The organism is Sphingomonas sp. IC081 (genome assembly GCF_006874585.1).
GTDB lineage: Bacteria > Pseudomonadota > Alphaproteobacteria > Sphingomonadales > Sphingomonadaceae > Novosphingobium.
This window is the reverse complement of the sequence record NZ_CP029761.1, coordinates 3,361,014-3,382,115: the sequence shown is the minus strand read 5'-3', so window position 1 is coordinate 3,382,115 and position 21,102 is coordinate 3,361,014. Positions and strand designations below refer to the sequence as shown.

General features: G+C 66.8%; 20 protein-coding genes and 1 tRNA gene. 13 read left to right on the top strand and 8 right to left on the bottom strand.

All coding sequences use genetic code 11. The features are described 5' to 3' along the window. Positions 1-167 precede the first annotated feature (167 nt). From DM450_RS15895 to DM450_RS15885, 3 genes are read left to right on the top strand one after another with little or no spacing between them, the layout of a single operon-like run. Positions 168-590, top strand: coding sequence for a hypothetical protein (locus DM450_RS15895; RefSeq protein WP_142636400.1), 423 nt, complete (start codon positions 168-170; stop codon positions 588-590). Beyond that, entirely contained in the window at positions 587-778 is a 192-nt protein-coding gene (locus tag DM450_RS15890) for a helix-turn-helix transcriptional regulator (RefSeq protein WP_142636398.1), read from the top strand. The genes DM450_RS15895 and DM450_RS15890 overlap by 4 nt, the downstream gene beginning before the upstream one ends. A 6-nt stretch (positions 779-784) precedes the next feature. Then, positions 785-973, top strand: coding sequence for a hypothetical protein (locus tag DM450_RS15885; protein WP_142636396.1), 189 nt, complete (start codon positions 785-787; stop codon positions 971-973). Positions 974-1,302: 329 nt separating this feature from the next. On the opposite strand, the gene DM450_RS15880 is transcribed toward DM450_RS15885, so the two are convergent. Next, on the bottom strand, positions 1,303-2,637 hold the full coding sequence (locus tag DM450_RS15880; protein ID WP_142636394.1) for a glycosyl transferase: 1,335 nt from the start codon (positions 2,635-2,637) through the stop codon (positions 1,303-1,305). Between the two features lie 712 nt (positions 2,638-3,349). On the opposite strand from DM450_RS15880, the gene DM450_RS15875 reads away from it, so the two are divergent. The 4 genes from DM450_RS15875 to DM450_RS15860 all read left to right on the top strand — a co-directional run bounded on the left by DM450_RS15875 (position 3,350) and on the right by DM450_RS15860 (position 6,444). Then, positions 3,350-3,658, top strand: a complete 309-nt coding sequence (locus DM450_RS15875) for a 1-deoxy-D-xylulose-5-phosphate synthase (protein ID WP_142636383.1) — start codon at positions 3,350-3,352, stop codon at positions 3,656-3,658. A gap of 135 nt (positions 3,659-3,793) precedes the next feature. Continuing rightward, on the top strand, positions 3,794-4,546 hold the full coding sequence (locus DM450_RS15870) for an alpha/beta fold hydrolase (RefSeq protein WP_142636381.1): 753 nt from the start codon (positions 3,794-3,796) through the stop codon (positions 4,544-4,546). An 18-nt stretch (positions 4,547-4,564) separates the two neighbouring features. Then, positions 4,565-5,452 carry a hypothetical protein gene (locus tag DM450_RS15865; protein WP_142636379.1) on the top strand — a complete coding sequence of 296 codons (888 nt, stop codon included), beginning with the start codon at positions 4,565-4,567 and terminating at the stop codon, positions 5,450-5,452. After that, on the top strand, positions 5,452-6,444 hold the full coding sequence (locus tag DM450_RS15860) for an LLM class flavin-dependent oxidoreductase (RefSeq protein WP_142636372.1): 993 nt from the start codon (positions 5,452-5,454) through the stop codon (positions 6,442-6,444). Before DM450_RS15865 ends, DM450_RS15860 begins: the two co-directional genes overlap by 1 nt. A 176-nt stretch (positions 6,445-6,620) precedes the next feature. Here DM450_RS15860 and queG read toward each other — a convergent pair whose 3' ends face one another. Then, on the bottom strand, positions 6,621-7,694 hold the full coding sequence (gene queG, locus DM450_RS15855) for a tRNA epoxyqueuosine(34) reductase QueG (protein WP_260609923.1): 1,074 nt from the start codon (positions 7,692-7,694) through the stop codon (positions 6,621-6,623). Between the two features lie 77 nt (positions 7,695-7,771). Between queG and DM450_RS15850 the strand changes: the two genes are divergently transcribed. The 3 genes from DM450_RS15850 to msrB are packed head-to-tail and all read left to right on the top strand — an operon-like array spanning position 7,772 to position 10,571. Continuing rightward, positions 7,772-8,791 (top strand): ABC transporter ATP-binding protein, encoded by a 1,020-nt coding sequence (locus tag DM450_RS15850; RefSeq protein WP_142636369.1) that lies wholly within the window; start codon positions 7,772-7,774, stop codon positions 8,789-8,791. Beyond that, positions 8,788-10,041 (top strand): ABC transporter permease, encoded by a 1,254-nt coding sequence (locus tag DM450_RS15845; RefSeq protein ID WP_260609922.1) that lies wholly within the window; start codon positions 8,788-8,790, stop codon positions 10,039-10,041. The genes DM450_RS15850 and DM450_RS15845 overlap by 4 nt, the downstream gene beginning before the upstream one ends. A gap of 41 nt (positions 10,042-10,082) precedes the next feature. After that, on the top strand, positions 10,083-10,571 hold the full coding sequence (gene msrB / locus DM450_RS15840; RefSeq protein ID WP_142636367.1) for a peptide-methionine (R)-S-oxide reductase MsrB: 489 nt from the start codon (positions 10,083-10,085) through the stop codon (positions 10,569-10,571). 7 nt (positions 10,572-10,578) lie between these two features. Here the strand turns inward: msrB and DM450_RS15835 are convergent, their stop codons facing one another. The 3 genes from DM450_RS15835 to DM450_RS15825 form a co-directional block, all read right to left on the bottom strand. After that, the gene (locus DM450_RS15835; RefSeq protein ID WP_142636365.1) at positions 10,579-11,244 is read right to left on the bottom strand and encodes a PilZ domain-containing protein; all 666 of its coding nucleotides are present in this window, start codon (positions 11,242-11,244) and stop codon (positions 10,579-10,581) included. Between the two features lie 225 nt (positions 11,245-11,469). Beyond that, positions 11,470-11,554 (bottom strand) — tRNA-Leu (locus DM450_RS15830). A gap of 201 nt (positions 11,555-11,755) precedes the next feature. After that, positions 11,756-12,037, bottom strand: a complete 282-nt coding sequence (locus DM450_RS15825; protein ID WP_142636360.1) for an integration host factor subunit beta — start codon at positions 12,035-12,037, stop codon at positions 11,756-11,758. A 293-nt stretch (positions 12,038-12,330) separates the two neighbouring features. On the opposite strand from DM450_RS15825, the gene DM450_RS15820 reads away from it, so the two are divergent. From DM450_RS15820 to DM450_RS15810, 3 genes are all read left to right on the top strand, one after another. Beyond that, entirely contained in the window at positions 12,331-13,953 is a 1,623-nt protein-coding gene (locus DM450_RS15820; protein WP_142636358.1) for a peptide MFS transporter, read from the top strand. 63 nt (positions 13,954-14,016) lie between these two features. Further along, a complete protein-coding gene (locus DM450_RS15815; RefSeq protein WP_142636357.1) occupies positions 14,017-15,402 on the top strand; it encodes an amidohydrolase in 1,386 nt (461 codons plus the stop codon). Beyond that, positions 15,399-16,712 (top strand): amidohydrolase, encoded by a 1,314-nt coding sequence (locus DM450_RS15810; RefSeq protein WP_142636356.1) that lies wholly within the window; start codon positions 15,399-15,401, stop codon positions 16,710-16,712. Before DM450_RS15815 ends, DM450_RS15810 begins: the two co-directional genes overlap by 4 nt. A gap of 41 nt (positions 16,713-16,753) precedes the next feature. Here DM450_RS15810 and DM450_RS15805 read toward each other — a convergent pair whose 3' ends face one another. The 3 genes from DM450_RS15805 to dxs are packed head-to-tail and all read right to left on the bottom strand — an operon-like array spanning position 16,754 to position 20,822. Next, positions 16,754-17,536, bottom strand: a complete 783-nt coding sequence (locus tag DM450_RS15805) for an alpha/beta hydrolase (protein ID WP_142636354.1) — start codon at positions 17,534-17,536, stop codon at positions 16,754-16,756. Between the two features lie 38 nt (positions 17,537-17,574). Next, positions 17,575-18,897, bottom strand: a complete 1,323-nt coding sequence (locus tag DM450_RS15800) for an MFS transporter (RefSeq protein ID WP_142636352.1) — start codon at positions 18,895-18,897, stop codon at positions 17,575-17,577. A 2-nt stretch (positions 18,898-18,899) separates the two neighbouring features. Then, a complete protein-coding gene (gene dxs, locus DM450_RS15795) occupies positions 18,900-20,822 on the bottom strand; it encodes a 1-deoxy-D-xylulose-5-phosphate synthase (protein ID WP_142638007.1) in 1,923 nt (640 codons plus the stop codon). Positions 20,823-21,102: the final 280 nt, after the last annotated feature.

The following is a 21,102-nucleotide window of genomic DNA, read 5'->3' as shown; positions in this document are numbered from 1 at the left end:
AGTGGTGGTGCACAGCTGCGTCATCGCCGCGAATGTAGCGATTGCCGGCCGGGATGTCATCCCGTCATTGTGAATGTAAAGGACGCTTGACTCCAATGATGCGGGGTGACAAGTTTGCTTTACATGACCGCCGGGCTGCTCCGGCGCGGACCGGAGTGGTTTTCGACATGACGACCTTTCGCAAGAACCCCGCCTATCGCCGCTATCTTCGCCGGATGCTGCCGCTGAGCCTGCTTTATGTCGGGGCGATCGCGCTTGCGGTGCGGCTGATTCCCGACCATGCGCCGGCCGATGCCCGCACGATCGGCCTGGCCCTGCTGCCGGGGCTGGCGGTTGTCGGCTGGGTCTGGGCGATGGGGCGCTTGCTGGTCGAGCTTGAGGACGAGTACTTGCGCATGCTGGAAATTCGCAAGTTCCTGGTGGCGACCGCATTCACCCTGGCCGTCTGTAGTGTCTGGGGGCTGCTCGAACTGTTCGCCCCCACGGTGCCCAGGCTGGCGCTGTTCTTTGTCTTCCCGCTCTGGGCGCTGGGGCTGTTTGTCGGGATGCTGTTCAATCGCCTGACCATGGGCGCCCACTGCCCGGCATGAAGAACCACCTCAAGGACCTGCGCGCCCGGCGCGGCTGGAGCCAGCAGGATCTCGCCGAGCGGCTGGACGTCAGCCGCCAGAGCGTCAACGCCATCGAGACGGGGCGTTACGATCCCTCCTTGCCTCTGGCATTTCGCATCGCCGAGATCTTTGATATGAGGATCGAGGACATATTCCAGAAGGGGTGATGGACGATGATCGGGCGGGCGGGCCTGTCAGGACGCGGGCGCAGGATCGGCGCGTGGGTGGCTATCGTGGCGGCGCTTGGCCTTGGCCTCGGTGCGCTGCACGAAAGCCTGTCCGCCCGTCATGAGACGGCGGAGCGCGGCGCGCCCACCGGCACCACCATCATCGTTCGCGTGATCGGACCCGTTCTGCTCTAGGTCGTAAACGCATAAACGGCACCATCGAGGCGCCCAAATGGCGAACAGCTCGGGCCGAAGTTGCCGCCGGGCGGGCTGGTTGCCCGTCCAAGGCCGCTTGGGTTCGAGATGGAAGCCATTTGGGCGTCCCTGCGGGATTTGCCCAAAATGGCCCAGCGCTGCGTCGGGAAGTCTTGAAATATCGACATATTCCTGCGCCTTCCCTCCTGCCGCTGAGCCATTTTGCCTCAAACCTCGATGGTGCCGTTTATGAGTTTACGACCTAGGGGTTGGGCCACGGTTGGTCTGGTGCTGCAAGATTCGCTTTTTGCGAAGTTTCGATCGCCCGCTCAGTGAACCGTCACGCGGCGCTTGCGCCAGGCCAGCCGCTCCAGCGCCGCCACCACCACCCATGCCGCCGCCATGCACACGAACGGCATGACCGGATAGTGGAAGCGTGACTGGCCCGAGAACACCAGGCAGATCGCGGTCGGATAGAGCGCCAGCCCATAGGGCAGCAGCCACCAGCCCGCCCAGCGCGTGCGGTCATGACGGCGGCGCAGGGTCATCACCGCAAGCGCCAGCGCGAAGCCCAGCATCAGCAGCCCGTAATAGCCCTGGTTGATCCAGCGCACCGCGCGGTAGACCCCCTCGGCCCCGGCATACCCCGGCGCGCCGCCCTGATAGGCCCATTCCGCCTCGCCATCGGGCAGCCAGAGCCGCGCCAGCTTGCGCGGGGCAAGCGCGAGGAACTTTCCGGGGTTCTGCCTGATCCACGCCATGCCCAGCCGCCGTGCCTCGCCGTCGCGGGCAACCTCGTCGAGATCGCCGCGCGCCATCAGGCGGTCCACCACCGGCGCATCGGGTGAATAGTCGCCATTGGCGCGGTCGTGGTTGCCGGTCAGCAAGGTGTAGCCGCCATTGGTCGAGACCATGACCCAGTGCCCCAGCTCCACCCGGTTGCGCACCGTCCAGGGCGCGATCACCACGGCGGCGGCGGCCAGCACCACCAGAGCGTCGAGCACGAGGCCGGGCAGGCGCTTGCCCATCGGCTTCATCCGCAGCCAGTCGATCGCGAAAAGCAGCGGCACCACCACCAGCGTCTGCGCCTTGACCAGCGTGGCCAGGCCGAACACCAGCCCGGCGCCGACCAGCTGCCAGCGGTTTTCCCGCACGATCACCGCCCAGCACCCCGCCATCAGCAGCAGCGTGTAGAACACCTCGGTCAGCGCCAGCGGCACGTAGCCGATGGCATTGGGATAGACCGCGAGCAGCAGCAGCGCCAGCCGCGCCGCCGCCTCGCTGGCGAACAGGCGGCGCCCCAGCGCCAGCGTCAGCCCGCCGATCAGCAGCGAGGAGACGAGGTTGAACACGCCCAGCGTCACCGCCGAGGCACCGAACCGGCTGAACGCCAAACCCAGCACCGCCGGCCAGCCGACCGGCCAGAACGCGGTCGGCGCCCCGTCATTGCCAAGATACCCGCGCCCGGCGGCAAGGCTCGCCGCACGGGAAAAATACCACTCGGCATCCGAAGTCGGCACCAGGTCGATGAACAGCACCGCCACCCGCAGCGCGAAATAGAGCGCCCAGATCGCCAGCAGCACCGACCGCTCGGTGGCGAACCATTCGAGTCGCAGGGCCAGCCGGCCGGGACGTGTCGGAAAATCGAGAATCTGCGCGGACATGATGCTGCGGCATCCTGAGGGAGGTGCTTTAACATCGCCTTACGCGGTTCGGCGCTTCGGGGGCAACCGTTGGGACGGGGGGGAGCGGGAAATGGGCTTCGACCATCCCGCAGATCTCCGTCATCGCGGCAGAAGCCGGGATCGCTGCGGGTCAGGCGGACGGTTTCAGAAGAAAGGAAGGGAAGATTCCGGAGCCCTTCGATAAACTCAGGAGATCCCCCGGACCCTCGGAACGTCTGCCTTGCGCCACGTCTCGCGGGGGCTTCGACAAGCTCAGCCTGAGCGGGTGGAGAGGGCAGCTTTGGGTGGGAAGCCGACCGTCTGGTTCGGATTTTAAAACACCCGTTGCCGATGCCAAATCCGCACCCAGATCTTCGTCATTCCCGCGGAGGCGGGAATCCAGTCAACGCAACGCTTCGAAGCCAACGCCGGTGGCGAGATCGCGCCACTGCGGATTGCCTTCGAGTGTCCCTCATTACGAGGTTGCTACTGGATTCCCGCCTTCGCGGGAATGACGAATGGAGTGAACAAGCGGCAAGCCATCCGGGCTCAACAAACGTCCGCAAGGGGGCGTGAACGGTCCGACCACTTTTATTCGTGAGCCGCGCATACCGGACAGGCTGCTACGGACCACAACCCTCTGCCTCCCAAATGGCCGACATGGGTGGTTTGCAGCCGTTGCCTTAAAATGCCCGATAGCTAAGATCGAGGCATGTCAAAATCCAAGACGCGCATCATGTATATCGAGGATAAATCCGAAGGCCTCAATGGTGCGGCCCGGATCGGGAGGGTTACGTTCTCGAAGTCGGGACGATCGATCCATTACAATGGCAGGGTATTTCAATCACTCGACGGAAGCGGGTTCAAAGCGAATTACTTCGATGTCGAAACAGGCGACCAATTCTGGATTTCTGGCCCACGCAAGGACGGCGCAGATCGTTTGTACGGAGGCTCGATGCCTGTTGAAATTGATCCCGAGGTTGAGCGGGAATATTGGCGAGACATTCGAGGACAAGGCTGACCAAGCGTCCCCTTTGGGGCGAATCCGGAGCGCCTGCATGAGGATGAAAATCCCTAAAAGCAGCCACGACCATCCGCCCTTCTTTCCCGCCTGGCCTCTTGCCCCCGCCGGTCCGTGCCCCCAACTATCGCGCGCATGACCGAACTTCGTTTCCACGAGATGCCCGACGGGCGTCAGATCGCCCATCGTTTCACGCCCGGCCTCGGCCCGACGATCGTGTTCCTGCCCGGCTACATGTCCGACATGACCGGCAGCAAGGCCGCGGCCCTGTTCGACATGGCGGTGGCCAGCGGCCGCGCCTGCATGCTGCTCGACTATTCGGGCTGCGGCCAGAGCCCCGGCGCTTTCGAGGATGGCACGCTCAGCCGCTGGCGGGACGAGGTGATCGCGCTGATCGAGGCGGCGAACTTGCGTGACGTGCTGCTGGTCGGCTCGTCGATGGGCGGCTGGCTGATGCTGATGGTTGCCGAGAAGCTGGGAGACCGCGTGAAGGGCATGGTCGGCATTGCTGCCGCGCCGGACTTTACCGAATGGGGTATTGCCCAGATGGACAAGAACGTTCTCGCCGATGGCGAGACGATCTGGGAAGACAATCCCTATGGCCCCGAACCCACACCCACCCACCCCGGCTTCTGGGCCGACGGGCAGGCCAATCTCATGCTGGACAAGGTCATTCCCTTCGACGGCCCGGTGCGCCTGCTCCACGGCCAGCGCGACGATGACGTGCCATGGGAAATCGCGGTGCGGCTGGCCGAAAAGCTGCGTTCATCCGAGGTGCAGGTGACTCTCATCAAGGACGGCGACCACCGCCTCTCGCGCGATGCCGACATCCACCTGCTCCTGCGCAGCGTGGCCGAGCTGGTCCTCGCCCGCAACCCGGCGGCCTGACCCGGAGACCATCCCCCCATGCCCCTGCTGCTTCCCCTCCTCCTGATGCAAGCCAATGTCGATGCGGCGGGCATCGCCAGCCCTTACGCCTCGCAGCTCCCCAAGGAGATCGTCGAGAAGAAGATGGAGGAGGAGCGCAAGCGCCGTGCCGAGCAGGCGGCGCAGGCAGCAGGGCCCGCCATTCCCGAATCGAACACCGGCTGCATGCTGGCGGTCGAATCCGATCCCGCCGGTTCCGCCGAGATCGCCCGCAAGGCCATGGCCGAGGCGCAGGGCCGTGCCCGCGTGCGCGCCGGGCTCTGCCTCGGCGCCGCGCTTTCCCAGCTTGACCGCTGGGGCGAGGCGCGCACCGCCTTTGTCCAGGCGCGCGACGCGGCCGATCTCGAAGACCATCCCAGCCGCGCGCGGCTTGGCGCGATGGCGGGCAGCGCGGCGCTGGCCGACGGCAAGCCGGGCGATGCGCTCTCGCTGCTCGCCCCTGCCGCCGCCGATGCCCGCCAGACCGAGGACAAGGAACTGCTCGCCTCGATCGCGCTGGACCGCGCGCGGGCGCTGGTGGCGCTCAGCCAGCCGGACGAGGCCGGTAACGCGCTGGCCGAAGCCCGCGCCGCCGATCCTGCCAATGCCCAGGCCTGGCTGCTCTCCGCCACCCTCTCGCGCCGCCAGAACAAGCTGATCGAGGCGCAGACCCAGATCGAGCAGGCCGCCACGCTGGCCCCGCAGGATCCCGAAGTCGGCCTCGAGGCAGGCGTCATCGCCGTGCTTGCGGGCCGCAACGAGGCGGCGCGGCGCAGCTGGAACTCGGTTGTCGCCACCAGCCCGGACAGCCTGCAGGCGGCTACCGCCAGGGGTTACCTCACCCAACTCGGTTCCGACGCCAAGGCGCCCCCCGCAAAGGCCAGATAATGCTCCCACTCTCTGTTCTCGATCTTGTCCCCGTCCGCGAAGGCGGCACAGTCTCCCAGGCGCTGGCGATCTCCGCCCGCACCGCGCAAGTCGCCGAAAAGGCCGGCTACAAACGCTACTGGGTGGCCGAACACCACGGCATGGACGGGATCGCGGGCGGCGCCACCTCGGTCGTGCTCGCCCATATCGGCGCGGCGACCGAGTCCATCCGCATCGGCGCGGGCGGCATCATGCTGCCCAACCATACCCCTTACGTGATCGCCGAGCAGTTCGGCACGCTGGCCGCGCTGTTCCCCGGCCGCGTCGACCTTGGCCTCGGCCGCGCGGCGGGCGCCGACGGGCGCCTTGCCAATGCGCTGCGCAAGGACATCGTCGGCGCCTCGCAGCATTTCCCGCAGGACGTGGCGGAACTGCAGGCCCGCTTTGCCGGACAGGCGGTGGGCGGGGTCTCCTCGCCGCAGGCGGTCGGCGCCGATGTCGAGATGTGGATCCTGGGCTCCAGCACCTTCGGCGCGCAGCTGGCGGCGATGCTGGGCCTGCCCTACGCCTTCGCCTCGCACTTTGCCCCGGCCATGCTCGACGAAGCCGCGCGCATCTACCGCGAACGCTTCCAGCCCGGCAAAGTGCTCGACAAGCCGCACTTCATGGCCGCCATCAACGTCTACGCCGCCGACAGCGACGAGGAAGCCCACTACCTCGCCTCCTCCACCGACCAGAGCTTCGTCGCCCTGCGCACCGGCACGCCCGGCAAGATGCCGCCGCCGATCCGCGACTACCGCGAAAGCCTGCCCGGCTCGGCCCGCGCGATGCTGGCGCAAGTCCGCTCGGTCAGCGCGATCGGCACCCCGGCGAAAGTGCGCGACGAAATCCTCGCCTTCCAGAAGCGTACGCAGGCGGACGAACTGATCGTCTCGGGCGCGATGTTCGACCCGGATGCGCAAGTGCGGTCGCTGGAACTGGCTATGGGGGCCATGGCAGGCGTCAAGGCCTGAGGAAGAAGGATTAAGCAGGGGAGCATAGCCCCCCTGCACCCCCATTACCGTCTCCGTGGTCCCCTGCGCTATCCGTTGCGCGCCCATCGGTGCGTCGGGAGACTAATTGGCTGCGCCGCAGGGAGCGCACTGCGGATAGGCAGGGCGCGAGGTAGACGTTTTGAGGGTCTGGGGGATCATCCCCCAGGACTTCCCCTTTCTTCCTTCAACCTCCCCAAAGCCCAAACAGCCGCATCCGCCACCCCTTCATCCTCATCCGAACACAGCGCCTCAACCAACGGCAGCAGCGCCGCCCGCCCGCTGTTGCCCGCCGCATAGAGGCAGTTGCGCACGAAGCGATTCCGCCCGATCCGCTTGATCGGCGAGCCGGAGAACAGCTTGCGGAAGCCCGCATCGTCCAGTGTCAGTAGATCGCCGAGTTGCGGCGCGGTCAGTTCGGCGCGGGGGAGGAAGGCCTTGATGGTGTGGGCGGTCTCGGCGAACTTGTTCCACGGGCAGACGGCAAGGCAGTCATCGCAGCCGTATATCCGATTGCCCAGCGCCGCGCGGAATTCCTCCGGCACCGGCCCCTTGTGCTCGATGGTGAGGTAGCTGACGCAGCGCCGTGCATCGAGGCGGTAGGGGGCGGGGAAGGCGGCGGTGGGGCAGGCGTCCTGACAGGCGCGGCACGATCCGCAGCGGTCGCGGCCGGGCGCGGAGAGCGGCAGGTCCAGTGTCGTGTAGATTTCGCCGAGGAACAGCCAGGAGCCATGCTCGCGGCTCACCACATTGGTGTGCTTGCCCTGCCAGCCCAGCCCGGCGGCGGCGGCGAGGGGCTTTTCCATGACCGGGGCGGTATCGGTGAAGACTTTGACCCCGGCCTCGCCCAGCCCGCGCTTGCGCGCTTCCTCGACCAGCCAGCGGGCGAGGTGCTTGAGCGCCTTCTTCACCACATCGTGATAGTCGGCGCCCTGCGAATAGACCGAGATGCGGCCCACGTCTGGCACTTCGGCCAGCTGCAGCGGGTCGGACGCCGGAGCATAGCTCATGCCCAGCGCGATGACGCGGCGGGCCTCGGGCCACAGGCCCTGGGGGGAGCGGCGATGGTGGGCGCGGTCGGCCATCCACTCCATCGATCCGTACATGCCCGCCTCCAGCCACGAATCGAGACGGGCGGCGCGTTCGGGGTCCTCTTCGGCGGACGCGATTCCGAAGGCGCAGAAGCCCAGTGCGCGGGCCTGCGCTTCCAGATCACCCTTTAACAAGTCCAAGGGGGTCAAATCACTTAGAGGGTTGTTAACCAAGCTTGCGGATGCTCCGGTTCACGGGATGGGGGTAGACGGCCTTGATGAACATCGCACTAGGAGATTGGCCCGTGGCCAGCAATGAGGGAGCCGATCCGGCGCACGTCGATCCGCGTCCCCTTGCGATCGAGGCGAGCGGGCTGGTCAAGCGCTTCGACGGGTTCACGGCCGTCGACGGGGTCGACCTGCGGGTGCCGGTGGGCGCGGTCTACGGCATTCTCGGCCCCAACGGCGCGGGCAAGACAACGACGCTGCGCATGCTGCTCGGCATCATCGACCCGGACGCGGGCACGCGCCGCATCCTGGGGGCGGAGCGGCCGCACGACGTGGCCCACGCCATCGGCTATCTGCCCGAGGAGCGCGGCCTCTACCCGGCGATGAAGGCCACCGAGGCGATCGCCTTTCTGGGCGCGCTGCGCGGATTGCCGCTGAAGGAAGGGCGCCGCCGCGCGCACGAACTGCTCGAACGCCACGGCCTCGGTTATGCGGCGGAGCGGCAGATCCGGCAGCTTTCCAAGGGCATGGCGCAGCAGGTGCAGATCCTCGGCACGCTGGTCCACCGCCCGAAGCTGGTGATCTTCGACGAGCCGTTTTCCGGGCTCGATGCGCTCAACCAGGGCAAGCTGGAGCGGATGATGCGCGGACTTGCCGAAGACGGGACAACCGTGATCTTCTCCACCCACGTCATCGCCCATGCCGAGCGCCTCTGCGACGATGTGGCGATCATTGCCGGCGGCAAGGTGCCCTTCGCGGGGCCGGTCGATGTCGCGCGCGACCGGATCCGCCCGCAGGTGCGGCTGGAAACCCGCGCGCGAGAGGGGGCGTGGCGGGCCGCGCTGCCAGCGGACGCCCGCAGCGAAGGCGCGTTCTGGACCTTCTCGCTGCCCGAAACCGGCGTGGAGCCGCTGCTGCGCGCGCTGATCGAGGGCGATGCGGGCATCCTCTCGCTCTCCATCGAGCGGGCCGGGCTGCACGATGCCTTTGTCGCCATCGCCGGTGAGGCGGCGGCGCGGGCGCTGGAGGAAAGCCCGGAACAGGACCAGGGCCAGGAGCCGCGCCGATGAACGATTCCATGCGGACCGGCCGACTTTCGGTGCTGGCGGCGGCCTGGGTGGTGGCGCGGCGTGATTTCACGGCGATCCTGTTCAGCCGCAGCTTCTTCTTTTTCCTGTTGGGGCCGCTGTTCCCGGTGATCGTCGGCGGGCTGGCGGGCAGTGTCGGCGCGCGGGTACAGGCGAGCGCGGAGCAGCCGCAGCTCGGGGTCGTCATGCGCGGCGCCGATATCGATGCGCTCGGCGCGGCGCGGGCGCGGCTGGCGCCGGTTGCGGGCGATGCCTTGCCGGGGCTGGTGGTGCTGCGGCGGCTTGGCCCTGGCGAATCGGTCGATACCGCACGGGAACTGGCGGCGAAGAAGGGCAATGTCGCCGCCGTGCTCTCGGGCAACCTTGCCATGCCGGTGCTGACCGGGCCGGAAGGCCTGATCCATGACTGGCGCGGGCCGGTCTCGATGCTGGCGGCGCAGGCCCGTTCGGGCGAGGCGTTGGCCTATCCCGAAGTCGCCCTGCGGGTGGCCGCCACCAGCACCGCGAGCGAGCGGCGCGGGCGCCTGACCACGGCGCAGAGCGCGCAGATGATGCTGTTCCTGCTGACGATGATGCTGGCGGGCATGGTGCTGTCCAACCTCGTCGAGGAAAAGGGCAACAAGATCATCGAAGTGCTGGCTGCGGCCATCCCGATGGATTCGGTGTTTTTCGGCAAGCTCTTCGCGATGCTGGGCGTCTCGCTGGTCGGTATCGCGACATGGACGGGGGCGGCGGGGCTGCTCTATCTGGCGCATGGGCCGCTGTTCCCGGCGCTGCCCGAACCGGCGGTCGGCTGGCCGCTGCTGGTCGCGCTGGGCGTCGTCTATTTTGCCATGGCCTATCTCCTGCTGGGATCGGTGTTCCTCTCGATCGGCTCGATGGCCTCGACGGTGCGCGAGGTGCAGACGCTGTCGATGCCGGTGACGATGCTGCAGCTGATGGTGTTCTTTTTCGCCAGCTTCGCGATGACCCAGCCCGGCGGCCTGATGGAACAGGCGGCGATGCTGTTCCCGTTCAGCTCGCCTTTCGCGATGCTGGCGCGCGGCGCGCAGGACCCGGCGCTGATGCCGCATGTGCTGGCGATCGGCTGGCAGGCGCTCTGGGTGCTGATCCTGGTGCGCATCGGCGCGCGGCTGTTCCGCTCGCGGGTGATGAAGTCGGGCCCGGCGCGCCTGCGCAAGCGGCGCTGGGGGCGCAGGCGTGTAACCGGAGAGCAGACTGCATCGAACTGAAAATATCCGCTAAGCCTGGCGGATATTTCGGGAGAGGCGCGATGATGCTGCGGTCCACTCGTCGTCAGATACTCGGCTGGCTGGGAGCGGGGGCCGCACTGCCGGTGCTTTCGGCCTGCGGCAGTGCGGCGGAGGCCAAGGACTATCCGGTGCGCTTCAGCACCGCCGAATGGCGGCGGCGGCTGACCCCGGCGCAGTTCCACGTGCTGCGCGAGCAGGGGACCGAACGCGCGTTCTCCTCGCCGCTCAATGCCGAGCACCGCAAGGGCACGTTCCTCTGCGCGGCGGACGGCCATCCGCTGTTTTCCTCGGCCACCAAGTACGACAGCCATACCGGCTGGCCCAGTTTCTGGAAGCCGCTGCCCGGCGGGATCGAGACCGCGACGGACTACGCGATCGGCGTGCCGCGCACCGAAGTCCACTGCGCGCGCTGCGGCGGGCATCTTGGCCATGTCTTTGATGACGGCCCGCCGCCGACCGGCAAGCGCTACTGCATGAACGGGGCGGCGATGACGTTCCGGGCCGGGTGAGAGGGGATCATTCGCCCGCCAGCGGGGCGAGCGGATGCTGGATGCGATAGGTGCGCAAGGCGAGCTGTTCGAGGCTCAGCAACTGGTCGAAGACCAGTCCATAGGCAGGATGCTGGCGCCAGCACACGGTGGCGTCGAAATGCGGCAGTTCGCGGGCGCTGAAGCGCAGTTTCTGGCCGATGGCGAGCAGCTGCTCGGTCTCGATCCCGGCGCCTTGCCGGGACAGGTCCTGGATCATCGCGAAGTGTTCCTGACCGGCGAAGGCGATCAGCGCCGGGTGCTCGACCTTGAGGCGGACCGGGCGCTTGGGGAAAGGACCGGCCTCGGCGATGAAGCGCAGGAGGTCGACCGGGGCGGTGAAACGGAAGCCCGCCTCGCCTTCCTGTTCCCAGACGCATGCGATCGGGAAACTCTCGCCGGTGGTGATTTCCAGCGCAAAGCCGCTGCTGTCGGGCCGCAGCGGCGGCAGCGGATGGAACAGCTTGAGCTTGACCCCGCTTTCCGAGACGTCGCGCACGATGCACAGGTATTCGCAGCCGTCGGCCAGCAGCTTGGCTTGCCGCAGCAGCAGTGCGAACCGCGGCTGGACGCGCTGCTCCGGGGCGGAATCGCCGGAGCTCGGGCTATCCGCCGGGGGCGGGCCATCATCCGGCTGGCGATCTGCGGAAATCATGTCGCGAGGCACCCTTTTTCTGCCCGGGCCGGAGATCCGGCTGGGGCGCAAACCAGCATCGCCGAACCGCCAGGGCCGGGAATCGGTATCAGAAGGAGCTAAGCGGTCGATGTCCTGCGTACCGGCAGGAACGTTACCGAAGCGTAAAGGGCGGCGCGAAGGGCCATTACGCGAAGGGCCAGTACGGGAAGGAGGAGTGCGGGGGATAACAGGTGCGGGAAGAACTGGTGCGGGCGGCGGGACTCGAACCCGCACGATCAAGGATCAGGGGATTTTAAGTCCCCGGCGTCTACCATTCCGCCACGCCCGCACAGCGCATCGTTCACGCACTCTGCCGCGCATGTGAGGGGCGATCTGACAGATTGAAGCGACAGGAGCAACAGTGGCGAAGGGCTATCGTGAGGATAGCCCTTGGGAATACACGCGTGAAACGGACATCAATGGCTGGCGGCACAGGCCATGTCCCGCCCAGGTGCGTTTCAGGTGCGTTTCAGGTACCCCTAGGTGCCTTTCAGTCCACGTTGAGGCGCGCGCGCATTTCCTTGCCCGGCTTGAAGTAGGGCACCCGCTTTTCGGGCACTTCCACGCTTTCACCGGTGCGCGGGTTGCGGCCCTTGCGGCTGTCGCGATGACGGGTTGAGAAGGCGCCGAAGCCGCGCAGTTCCACCCGGCCACCATCGGCAAGGCGCTGGGCGATCTCGTCGAAGAAGGTATCGACCGCACGTTCGACGTCTTCCCCGCGCAGTTCGGGATTTTCCTTGGACAGGGCTTGCAGCAGTTCGGATCTGATCATTGCGCACCTTCCCTAGAGCCAGCGGGAAAAATTTCCGCCGGAAAAAATCCGCAGGCCACGCTCGAATCACAATATTTCGTGTGACTTGGGCAAGCTTGTTCGGGAAAATGCCATCACCGGCCATTTCGCGCAATGCTACGACAGGATGAGTCCGGATCGGCCTGCGACTCGGGGGCCGCGGCCGGGACGGCACGGTGCCGCGGGTGCTTTCGCCCATTTACAGCGCCGATTTGCCCGTTAACGTCGCGCTCTTTGCCGCTACGGGCGGCCGTGAAAGATGCACAAGAGGGCGCATGAAGGATATCGGAACCTGGAATGAGGGGGACTGGGTCGGCGCGATCGGCGCGGTCCTGCTGTTCGCCATTTTGGCCATCGGCGGCGTCATCGCCTCGCGCAAGAGCCAGGAAGTGGTAGGCCACCCGCGCGGCCTGTTCGTGCTGTTCTACACGGAGATGTGGGAACGCTTCTCGTACTACGGGATGCGCGCGCTGCTCATCCTCTATCTCACCAAGCACTGGCTGTTCGATGACGGCAAGGCGAACCTGATCTACGGCGCCTATACCAGCCTCGTCTACATCACCCCGGTGCTGGGCGGCTATCTCGCCGACCGTTATCTCGGCCAGCGCAAGGCCGTATTGTTCGGCGGTGTGCTGCTTGCCTTCGGCCACGTGCTGATGGCGTTCGAGGGCACCGGCGGGCAGAGCGATCCCACGATCAACGTGTTCTGGCTGGCGCTTGCCTTCATCATCGTCGGCTCGGGTTTCCTCAAGGCGAACATCTCGGTGATCGTCGGCCAGCTCTACAAGCTCACCGACGAGCGCCGCGACGGCGCCTATTCGCTGTTCTACATGGGCATCAACACCGGCGCCGCGCTGGGCACGATCCTGGTCGGCTATCTCGGCGAGACGATCGGCTGGGGCTACGGTTTCGGCCTTGCCGGCATCGGCATGGTGCTGGGCCTGATCATCTTCATCGTCGGCAAGCCCGCGCTCAACGGCCGCGGCGAGGCCCCGGGGCCGCTGACGAAGAAGCGCGAATGGTCGCTCTACGTCATCGGTACGGCCTCGGTCGCGGTGCTCTGGGCGCTGATCCAGTTCCAGGCGATCGTCGGCACGCTGCTGCTGATCTCGGCCGTGGCGTTGCTCGGCTACCTGCTGGTCGAAGCCTTCCGCATGCCCAAGGAACCGCGTGAGCGCATCTTCGCGATCATCTTCCTGCTGGCGTTCCAGCCGATCTTCTGGGGTCTGTTCGAACAGGCGGGCGGCTCGCTCTCGCTGTTCACCGACCGCTTCGTGGAGCGTGGCGGCGTGCCGACCTCGCTGTTCCAGGCGGTCAACCCGATCTTTATTGTCACCTTCGCGCCGATCCTGGCCTGGCTGTGGCGCACGCTCGGCCGCAAGCAGGTGGAGCCTTCGGCCCCGGCCAAGTTCGGCTTCGGCCTCGTGCTGGTCGGCCTCGGCTTCGTGTCGCTGGTCTGGGGCGATGCGGTTGCCGGGCAGGGTGCCAAGGTCGGGGTGTTCTTCATCTTCCTGATCTACTGGTTCCACACGCTGGGCGAGCTTTGCCTCTCGCCGGTGGGCCTCAGCGCGATGAACCGCCTGGCCCCCCGCCACCTCGCCAGCTTCATCATGGGCGCGTGGTTCTTCGCCACCGCCGGCGGCAACTTCGTGGCCGGCATGATCGGCCAGGCAACCGGCGGCGAACATGGCGCGATGACCCGTGAAGGCACTGTCGCGATCTATGGCACCATCGGCTGGTGGGTCGTGGGCATCGGCGTCGCGGTCATCCTCGTCGCCCGTCTGGTGAAGCGCTGGATGCACGTCGATACGCTGAAGGACATCGAGCTGGAGGGATCCTCCGAGATCGGGCTGGAGGCGCAGGAAGCCGGCGCCCATCCAACGCTCAAGGCACACTGACACATTCAACCCGGCCCGGAAACACAGCGTTTCCGGGCCGGTTTCACAACAGGGGAATTCAAGATGACCAAATCGCCGGGATTGCGGCGCTGGACGTCGCTGCTCGTGCTGGGCACCGCGCTCACCCTGAGCGCGAACAGCGTCGATGCAAAAAAAGAGGACAAGAAGCCGGCCCCGATCGCCGCCAATCCTTATCCGTCCACCTACAAGCCCTATCCGGGCACGGCCACGGCGCTGGTCGGCGCCACCGTCTATGACGGGCGCGGCGGCAGGATCGAGAACGGCGTGGTGCTGTTCAAGGACGGCAAGCTGGTCGGCATCGGCGGCGCCGACATGGCGATCCCCGACGGTTTCACGAAGATCGACGCCGCCGGCAAGTTCGTGACCCCGGGCGTGATCGACATCCATTCGCACCTCGGCGTCTATCCCTCGCCCGGCGTCGATGCGCTGTCCGACGGCAACGAGATGACCAGCCCGACCACGCCCGACGTCTGGGCCGAGCATTCGGTCTGGCCGCAGGACCCCGGCTTTACCCGCGCGCTGGCCAATGGCGGCGTCACCACGCTGGAGATCCTCCCGGGTTCAGGCAACCTCATCGGCGGCCGCGCGGTCACGCTCAAGAACGTGCCCTCGATCACCGTGCAGGGCATGAAGTTCCCCGGCGCGCCTTATGCGCTGAAGATGGCCTGCGGCGAGAACCCCAAGCGGGTCTATGGCGGCAAGGGTCAGAAGCCATCGACCCGCATGGGCAACTTCTCGGTGGACCGTCAGGCCTGGATCGATGCGCGCAAGTACATGGACGGCGACCATGCCGACCGCGATCTTGGCAAGGACACGCTGGAAGGCGTGCTGAAGGGCGAGATCCTTGTCCAGAACCACTGCTACCGTGCCGACGAGATGGCGCAGGTGATCGATATGTCCAAGGAGATGGGCTACAAGGTCACCGCCTTCCACCACGCGGTCGAAGCCTACAAGATCGCCGACCTGCTGCGCGAGAACGACATCTGCGCCGCCGTCTGGGCCGATTGGTACGGCTTCAAGATGGAAGCCTATGACGGCATTCCCGAGAACGCCGCGCTGCTGGCCAATGCCGGCACCTGCGTGGTGATCCATTCGGACGACGAGAACGGCATCCAGCGCCTCAACCAGGAAGCCGCCAAGGCGCAGGCCGACGGCCGCCGCATCGGCATCGACATTCCCGACGCCAAGGTGGTGAGCTGGTTCACCTACAACGCCGCCAAGGCCATGGGCATCGGCGACAGGACCGGCAGCCTCGAATCCGGAAAGATGGCTGACGTGGTGCTGTGGAACGGCAATCCGCTCTCGGTCTATTCCCGCCCCGAGAAGGTCTGGGTGGACGGCGCCCTGCTGTTCGACGCGATGGACCCCAAGCGCCGCCCGGTCAGCGATTTCGAGTTGGGCCAGCCCGGTGAAGGAGATGTGAAATGAGCCGCCGCGCCATCATCGCGGCCGCGCTCGCGGCGGCCGCCTTCTCGCCTGCCGCCTTTGCGCAGGACTTCGCGATCACCAACGCCACTGTCGCCACGGGTGACGGCTCCGCGCCTATCGAGCACGGCACCGTCGTCGTGCGCGGCGGCAAGGTGGTTGCCGCCGGTGCGGGCGTGGCCGTTCCCGCCGGTGTCCAGAGCATCGACGGCACCGGCAAGTGGGTGACGCCCGGCCTCTTCGCCGCCGTCACCGACCTTGGCCTGCTCGATGTCGAGGGCGTCAAGGACAGCAACGATAGCGAGGCGGACGAAAGCCCGTTCAATGCCGCGCTTGACGTCAGCCCGGCGGTCAATCCGGACAGCGAGCATATCGCCGTCAGCCGCGAAGGCGGCGTTACCCGCGCGACGGTCTCGCCTTACAACGGCCATTCGATCTTCGCCGGGCAAGGCGCGGTGATCGACCTCGGCGCCGATCCCGATGCGGTGACCAAGGCGCGCGCCTTCCAGTTCGTGCAACTGGGCGAGCAGGGCGCCAGGCTGGCCGGTGGCAGCCGCGTGGCCGCCCATGTCGCGCTGCGCAATGCCTTGCGGGAAGCACGCGAGGTGGCCGCTTCGCCCAATGCCGCGCGCAGCCCGGATGCGCTGCTGACCCGTGCCGACGCTGCGGCGCTGGCCCAGGTGATCGACGGCCGGCAGCCGCTCTACGTCGGGGTCGAGCGGGCCTCCGACATCCGCAGCGTGCTGGCGCTCAAGAGCGAGTTCCCCAAGCTTGACCTCGTGCTGGTCGGCGCGACCGAGGGCTGGCTGGTGGCGGGCGACATCGCTGCGGCCAAGGTGCCGGTGATCACGATGCCGCTGCGCGACCTGCCCTCTGCGTTCGAGGCGCTGGCGGCGACGCAGTCCAACGTCGGGCGCATGAAGAAGGCGGGGGTGAAGGTCGCCATCGGCATGTTCAATACCTCCAACCAGCCGCGCTATGCACCGCAGGAGGCGGGCAACCTCGTCGCTCTCGGCAAGTTGCCGGGCGCCGCGGGCCTGACCTGGGGCGAGGCCTTTGCCGCGATCACCTCGGTGCCTGCCGATATCAGCGGCATGGGCGGCAAGAATGGCGGAGTTCGGGCCGGTGTTCTGGCGCCCGGCGCCGTTGGCGACGTGGTGATCTGGGACGGCGATCCGCTGGAACTGTCATCGGCCCCGCTCGAAGTGTTCATCGACGGCGTCAAGCAGCCGCTCGAAAATCACCAGAGCCGCCTGCGCCAACGCTACAGGAGCCTCGATCGCACTTACCTGCCCAAAGCTTACGACTGGTAAGATGCCTAGCCCCGGGCCGCATATACCGTGGTCCGGGGTGTTTACAGCCTCCGGGCGGCGAGCCAGTTCAGCACGGCGTCCTGCGCGGGGGCCGTGAACTGCAATTGATGGCCGTAAGCGCTGAACGGGATCAGGTGACCATCGTGCGCCGCCCGTTCAAGCGCCTCACCCTGTTCAAAGGGAATCACCGGGTCGTCCCGCGCATGGAGCACGAGGACGGGGGCCTTCACGTCGGGCATGAGGGCGGCGCTTTCGAAGGAATCACGGATAAGCCGGCGCGCCGGAACCCAGGGCAATGCGTCGGCCGCCGCGTCGCGAAGGCTGGTGAAGGGCGAGACGAGCACCAAAGCCCGGGGCGGCGTCTCGCTGGCCAGTCGTGTCGCGATGCCGGTTCCCAGCGAGGCCCCCATCAGCACGATTGATCGCGGTGCGATGCCGCGCTGGGTCAGGAAGGCGAGCGCGGCATGGCCATCGGCGATCAGTCCGGCCTCCGTGGGATTGCCGGGATTGCCGGCATACCCGCGGTAGTCGGCCAGCAGCAGTCCATATCCAGCCTTGCTCAGGCCCTGCGTTGCGACGGCGGCGCCGGGCAGGCTGTCGCCATTGCCATGAAAGAACAGAACCGTGGGCTTGCCGGGGGCTCCGGGGCGCCATGCGGCGGTGAGCGTCAGTCCGTCACGCGTGTGCAGTTCGGCTTTTTCGAATCCGCTGGGGATTTGCGATGGGCCTTTGGGGGCCGGGAAGAGGATTGCCCGCTGCGCCGCGAACAGCGCCAGCACGACCGCGGCGTAGAGTCCGAAGAGGGCCAGCAGCGCCGTCAGCACGGGATGTTTTCGGAATGTCGCTCGGGCAGTGGCCGTGGTCACACCGTCAGCCGGTCGAGCAGGTTGTCGCGGCGACTGTCCTTGAGCAGGAAGGCGGCGACCAGCGACACCGCGCCGATCGCCGAGACGTACCAGTAGAACAGGCTTTCGTGGCCCGCCGACTTGAACGCCAGCGCAACGTTCTCGGCGGTGCCGCCGAACAGCGCATTGCCGACGCCATAGGCAAGGCCGACGCCCAGCGCGCGGACGTGGGTCGGGAACATCTCGGCTTTGAACAACCCGCTGACCGACGTGTAGAAGCTGTTGATGACGAGCCCCGCCAGCACCAGCAGGAAGGCCGGGCCCACCGCCTTGGCGCCTGCCAGCGCGGTGAAGATCGGCACCGTGCAGACGGTCGCCAGCACGGCGAAGATCAGGATGTTGTTGCGCCGCCCGATCCGGTCCGAGAGCAGGCCCATCAGCGGCTGCAGCACCATGAACAGCGCCAGTTCACCCAGCATCAGGCTGGTCGCGACCTCCTTGGAGAGCCCCACCGTCAGCACCAGGTACTTCTGCATGTACGTGGTGAATGTATAGAACGACAGGCTGCCGCCCGCCGTCAGCGCGACCACGATCAGGAACGGGCGGGTTGCCACGCGGAACAGTTCGGCAAGGCTGCCGGATGTCTCGCCGGCGCGGTCTTCGGCGCTGGCGGTCTCGTGCATGTGGTGGCGGAACAGGACGATGGCCAGTGCGCCCACCGCGCCGATCAGGAAGCCGACGCGCCAGCCCCATGCCGCCATCTCGGCTTTGCTCAGCACCTGCAGCAGCAGCACGATCACCACCGTCGCGCAGAGTTGCCCGCCGACCAGGGTGACGTACTGGAACGAGGACCAGAAGCCTCGGCGCCTGCGTCCGGCGATCTCGCTGAGATAGGTCGCGGCGGTACCGTATTGCCCGCCGGTGGAGAAGCCCTGCACCATGCGGCCGATCAGGAGCAGGATCGGGGCGAGGATGCCCACTTGCGCAAAAGTCGGCAGCACCGCGATCAAGAGCGCGCCTGCGCCCATCATCATGACCGAGAGCACCATCGCGCTCTGCCGGCCGTGGCGATCGGCATAGCGGCCGAAGAACCAGCCGCCGATCGGGCGCAGCAGGAAACCGACCGCAAAGATCGCGCTGGTCGCCATCAGCTGCACCAGCTGGTCGCTCCTGGGAAAGAAGGCGGGCGAGAAATAGAGCGCAGTGAAGGCGTAGATGTAGAAGTCGTACCACTCGATGAGGTTGCCCGCCGATCCCGCCAGGATCGCGCGCAGCCTCGTCGAGTCGCTTATGCCGGTTACCGGCGCTGCCGCCGGAGAGACGACAGCGCCGCTATCCACGTTCAGGCGCGTGCTTCGTTCACGCCGGCACTGTTGTGCCGCAGCGCCGTGAGCACGATATCGACGATCTGCGGGGCGTTGAGGCCCGCCTCGTCGTACTGTGCCTCGGGCTTGTCGTGGTCCTGGAACACGTCGGGCAGGCGCATGGTGCGGATCTTGAGGCCCGCATCGGTCAGCCCTTCGTCGCTCGCCATGGTCAGCACATGCGCGCCGAGACCGCCGATGGCGCCTTCTTCCACCGTGACGACCACTTCGTGGCTGAGCATCAGCTTGCGGATCAGGTCGGTGTCGAGCGGCTTGGCAAACCGCAGGTCGGCGACGGTCGTGGAAAGACCCTTGGCCTCCAGCGTGTCGGCCGCCTTCAGTGCTTCGCCGAGGCGGGTGCCCAGCGAGAGAAGCGCCACCTTCGAGCCTTCGCGGACGATCCGGCCCTTGCCGATTTCCAGCTGCTGGGCAGTTTCGGGCAAGGCCACGCCTTCGCCATTGCCGCGCGGATAGCGGAAAGCGATCGGGCCGGCATCGTAGAGCGCGGCGGTGTGCGTCATGTGGACCAGTTCCGCCTCGTCGGCGGCGGCCATCACCACCATGTTGGGCAGCGTTGCCAGATAGGTGATGTCGAACGAGCCCGCGTGGGTGGCACCGTCGGCGCCGACCAGACCGGCGCGGTCGATCGCGAAGCGCACCGGCAGGTTCTGGATGGCGACGTCATGCACCACCTGGTCGAAGGCGCGCTGCAGGAAGGTGGAATAGATGGCGCAGAACGGGCGCATGCCTTCGGCGGCCAGCCCGGCGGCGAAAGTAACCGCGTGCTGTTCGGCAATGCCGACATCGAAGATGCGGTCCGGGAACTGCCGGGCAAACGTGTCGAGTCCGGTGCCCGAGGGCATGGCCGCGGTGATCGCGCAGATCGTGGGATCGCGCTCCGCCTCGGCCACCAGCGCCTTGGCGAAGACGCCGGTATAGCTGGGCGGACCGGCGGGCGCCTTGGCCTGCTCGCCGGTGACGACGTTGAATTTCTGTACGCCGTGATACTTGTCGGCCGCTTCCTCGGCCGGGGCATAGCCCTTGCCTTTCTGCGTCACGACATGGACCAGGATCGGGCCCTCGCCTGCGTCACGCACGTTTTCCAGAACCGGAATCAGCGCGTCGAGGTCATGCCCGTCGATCGGGCCGACGTAGTAGAAGCCCAGTTCCTCGAACAGGGTGCCGCCCATGGCCATGCCGCGGGCAAATTCGTCGGTCTTCTTCGCGGCCATGTGCAGCGGGCGCGGCAGGCGGCGGGCGAACTTGCGGGCAAGTTCCCTGAGGCCGAGGAACCGGCCCGAAGAGACGAGACGCGCCAGATAGGCCGACAGCCCGCCGACCGGCGGCGCGATCGACATGTCGTTGTCGTTCAGCACCACGATCAGGCGGTTGCCCGCCTGCTCGGCGTTGTTCATCGCCTCATAGGCCATGCCCGCGCTCATCGCGCCGTCACCGATCACGGCGATGCCGCGACCGGGTGCACCCTTGATCTTGTTGGCGACGGCAAAACCGAGCGCGGCCGAGATCGAGGTGGAGCTATGCGCGGTGCCGAAGGGGTCGTACTCGCTTTCGGAGCGCTTGGTGAAGCCCGAAAGCCCGCCGCCCTGGCGCAGCGTGCGGATGCGGTCGCGCCGTCCGGTGAGGATCTTGTGCGGATAGGCCTGGTGGCCGACGTCCCAGATCAGGCGGTCCACCGGCGTGTCGAACACGTAGTGGATGGCGACGGTCAGTTCGACCACGCCAAGGCCCGAGCCAAGGTGCCCGCCCGTCTGGCCGACGGCGGAGATCATTTCGGTGCGCAGTTCGTCGGCCAGCTGGCGAAGTTGCGCGGGCTTCAGCTTGCGCAGGTCGTCAGGCGTATCGACGGTATCGAGAAGCGGTGTTGCCGGGTTGGCTGTCATGGGTGTCGTGTACACGGGAGTGGTTCTGGTGTCGAATTTTCGCTGCGCCTTAGGCGGCGAATGGTCCGCGATACAGGAATATGCGCCGCAGGTCCCCATGATTCCGTTGAACGGTGCCCGGCCGATTGCCTTCGTACGCACGGTCGATTGGGCCAACCCCGGCGCATTCCGCGCGGATTCCCTGGAGCTGCCGGTGGAGCTGCCGGTAATCGCGGAACACGACTTTGCAGCGATCTTCCGCTTGGGCGATGGCGCGGCGATGCGGCTGGCCGGCGTGCCG

Excerpts from the sequence above, each read along its gene's own strand:
- DM450_RS15895 (WP_142636400.1), top strand. The coding sequence starts at position 168 with ATGACGACCTTTCGCAAGAACCCCGCCTATCGCCGCTATCTTCGCCGG.
- DM450_RS15890 (WP_142636398.1), top strand. The coding sequence starts at position 587 with ATGAAGAACCACCTCAAGGACCTGCGCGCCCGGCGCGGCTGGAGCCAG.
- DM450_RS15885 (WP_142636396.1), top strand. The coding sequence starts at position 785 with ATGATCGGGCGGGCGGGCCTGTCAGGACGCGGGCGCAGGATCGGCGCG.
- DM450_RS15880 (WP_142636394.1), bottom strand. The coding sequence starts at position 2,637 with ATGTCCGCGCAGATTCTCGATTTTCCGACACGTCCCGGCCGGCTGGCC.
- DM450_RS15875 (WP_142636383.1), top strand. The coding sequence starts at position 3,350 with ATGTCAAAATCCAAGACGCGCATCATGTATATCGAGGATAAATCCGAA.
- DM450_RS15870 (WP_142636381.1), top strand. The coding sequence starts at position 3,794 with ATGACCGAACTTCGTTTCCACGAGATGCCCGACGGGCGTCAGATCGCC.
- DM450_RS15865 (WP_142636379.1), top strand. The coding sequence starts at position 4,565 with ATGCCCCTGCTGCTTCCCCTCCTCCTGATGCAAGCCAATGTCGATGCG.
- DM450_RS15860 (WP_142636372.1), top strand. The coding sequence starts at position 5,452 with ATGCTCCCACTCTCTGTTCTCGATCTTGTCCCCGTCCGCGAAGGCGGC.
- DM450_RS15850 (WP_142636369.1), top strand. The coding sequence starts at position 7,772 with ATGAACATCGCACTAGGAGATTGGCCCGTGGCCAGCAATGAGGGAGCC.
- DM450_RS15845 (WP_260609922.1), top strand. The coding sequence starts at position 8,788 with ATGAACGATTCCATGCGGACCGGCCGACTTTCGGTGCTGGCGGCGGCC.
- msrB (WP_142636367.1), top strand. The coding sequence starts at position 10,083 with ATGATGCTGCGGTCCACTCGTCGTCAGATACTCGGCTGGCTGGGAGCG.
- DM450_RS15835 (WP_142636365.1), bottom strand. The coding sequence starts at position 11,244 with ATGATTTCCGCAGATCGCCAGCCGGATGATGGCCCGCCCCCGGCGGAT.
- DM450_RS15825 (WP_142636360.1), bottom strand. The coding sequence starts at position 12,037 with ATGATCAGATCCGAACTGCTGCAAGCCCTGTCCAAGGAAAATCCCGAA.
- DM450_RS15820 (WP_142636358.1), top strand. The coding sequence starts at position 12,331 with ATGAAGGATATCGGAACCTGGAATGAGGGGGACTGGGTCGGCGCGATC.
- DM450_RS15815 (WP_142636357.1), top strand. The coding sequence starts at position 14,017 with ATGACCAAATCGCCGGGATTGCGGCGCTGGACGTCGCTGCTCGTGCTG.
- DM450_RS15810 (WP_142636356.1), top strand. The coding sequence starts at position 15,399 with ATGAGCCGCCGCGCCATCATCGCGGCCGCGCTCGCGGCGGCCGCCTTC.
- dxs (WP_142638007.1), bottom strand. The coding sequence starts at position 20,822 with ATGACAGCCAACCCGGCAACACCGCTTCTCGATACCGTCGATACGCCT.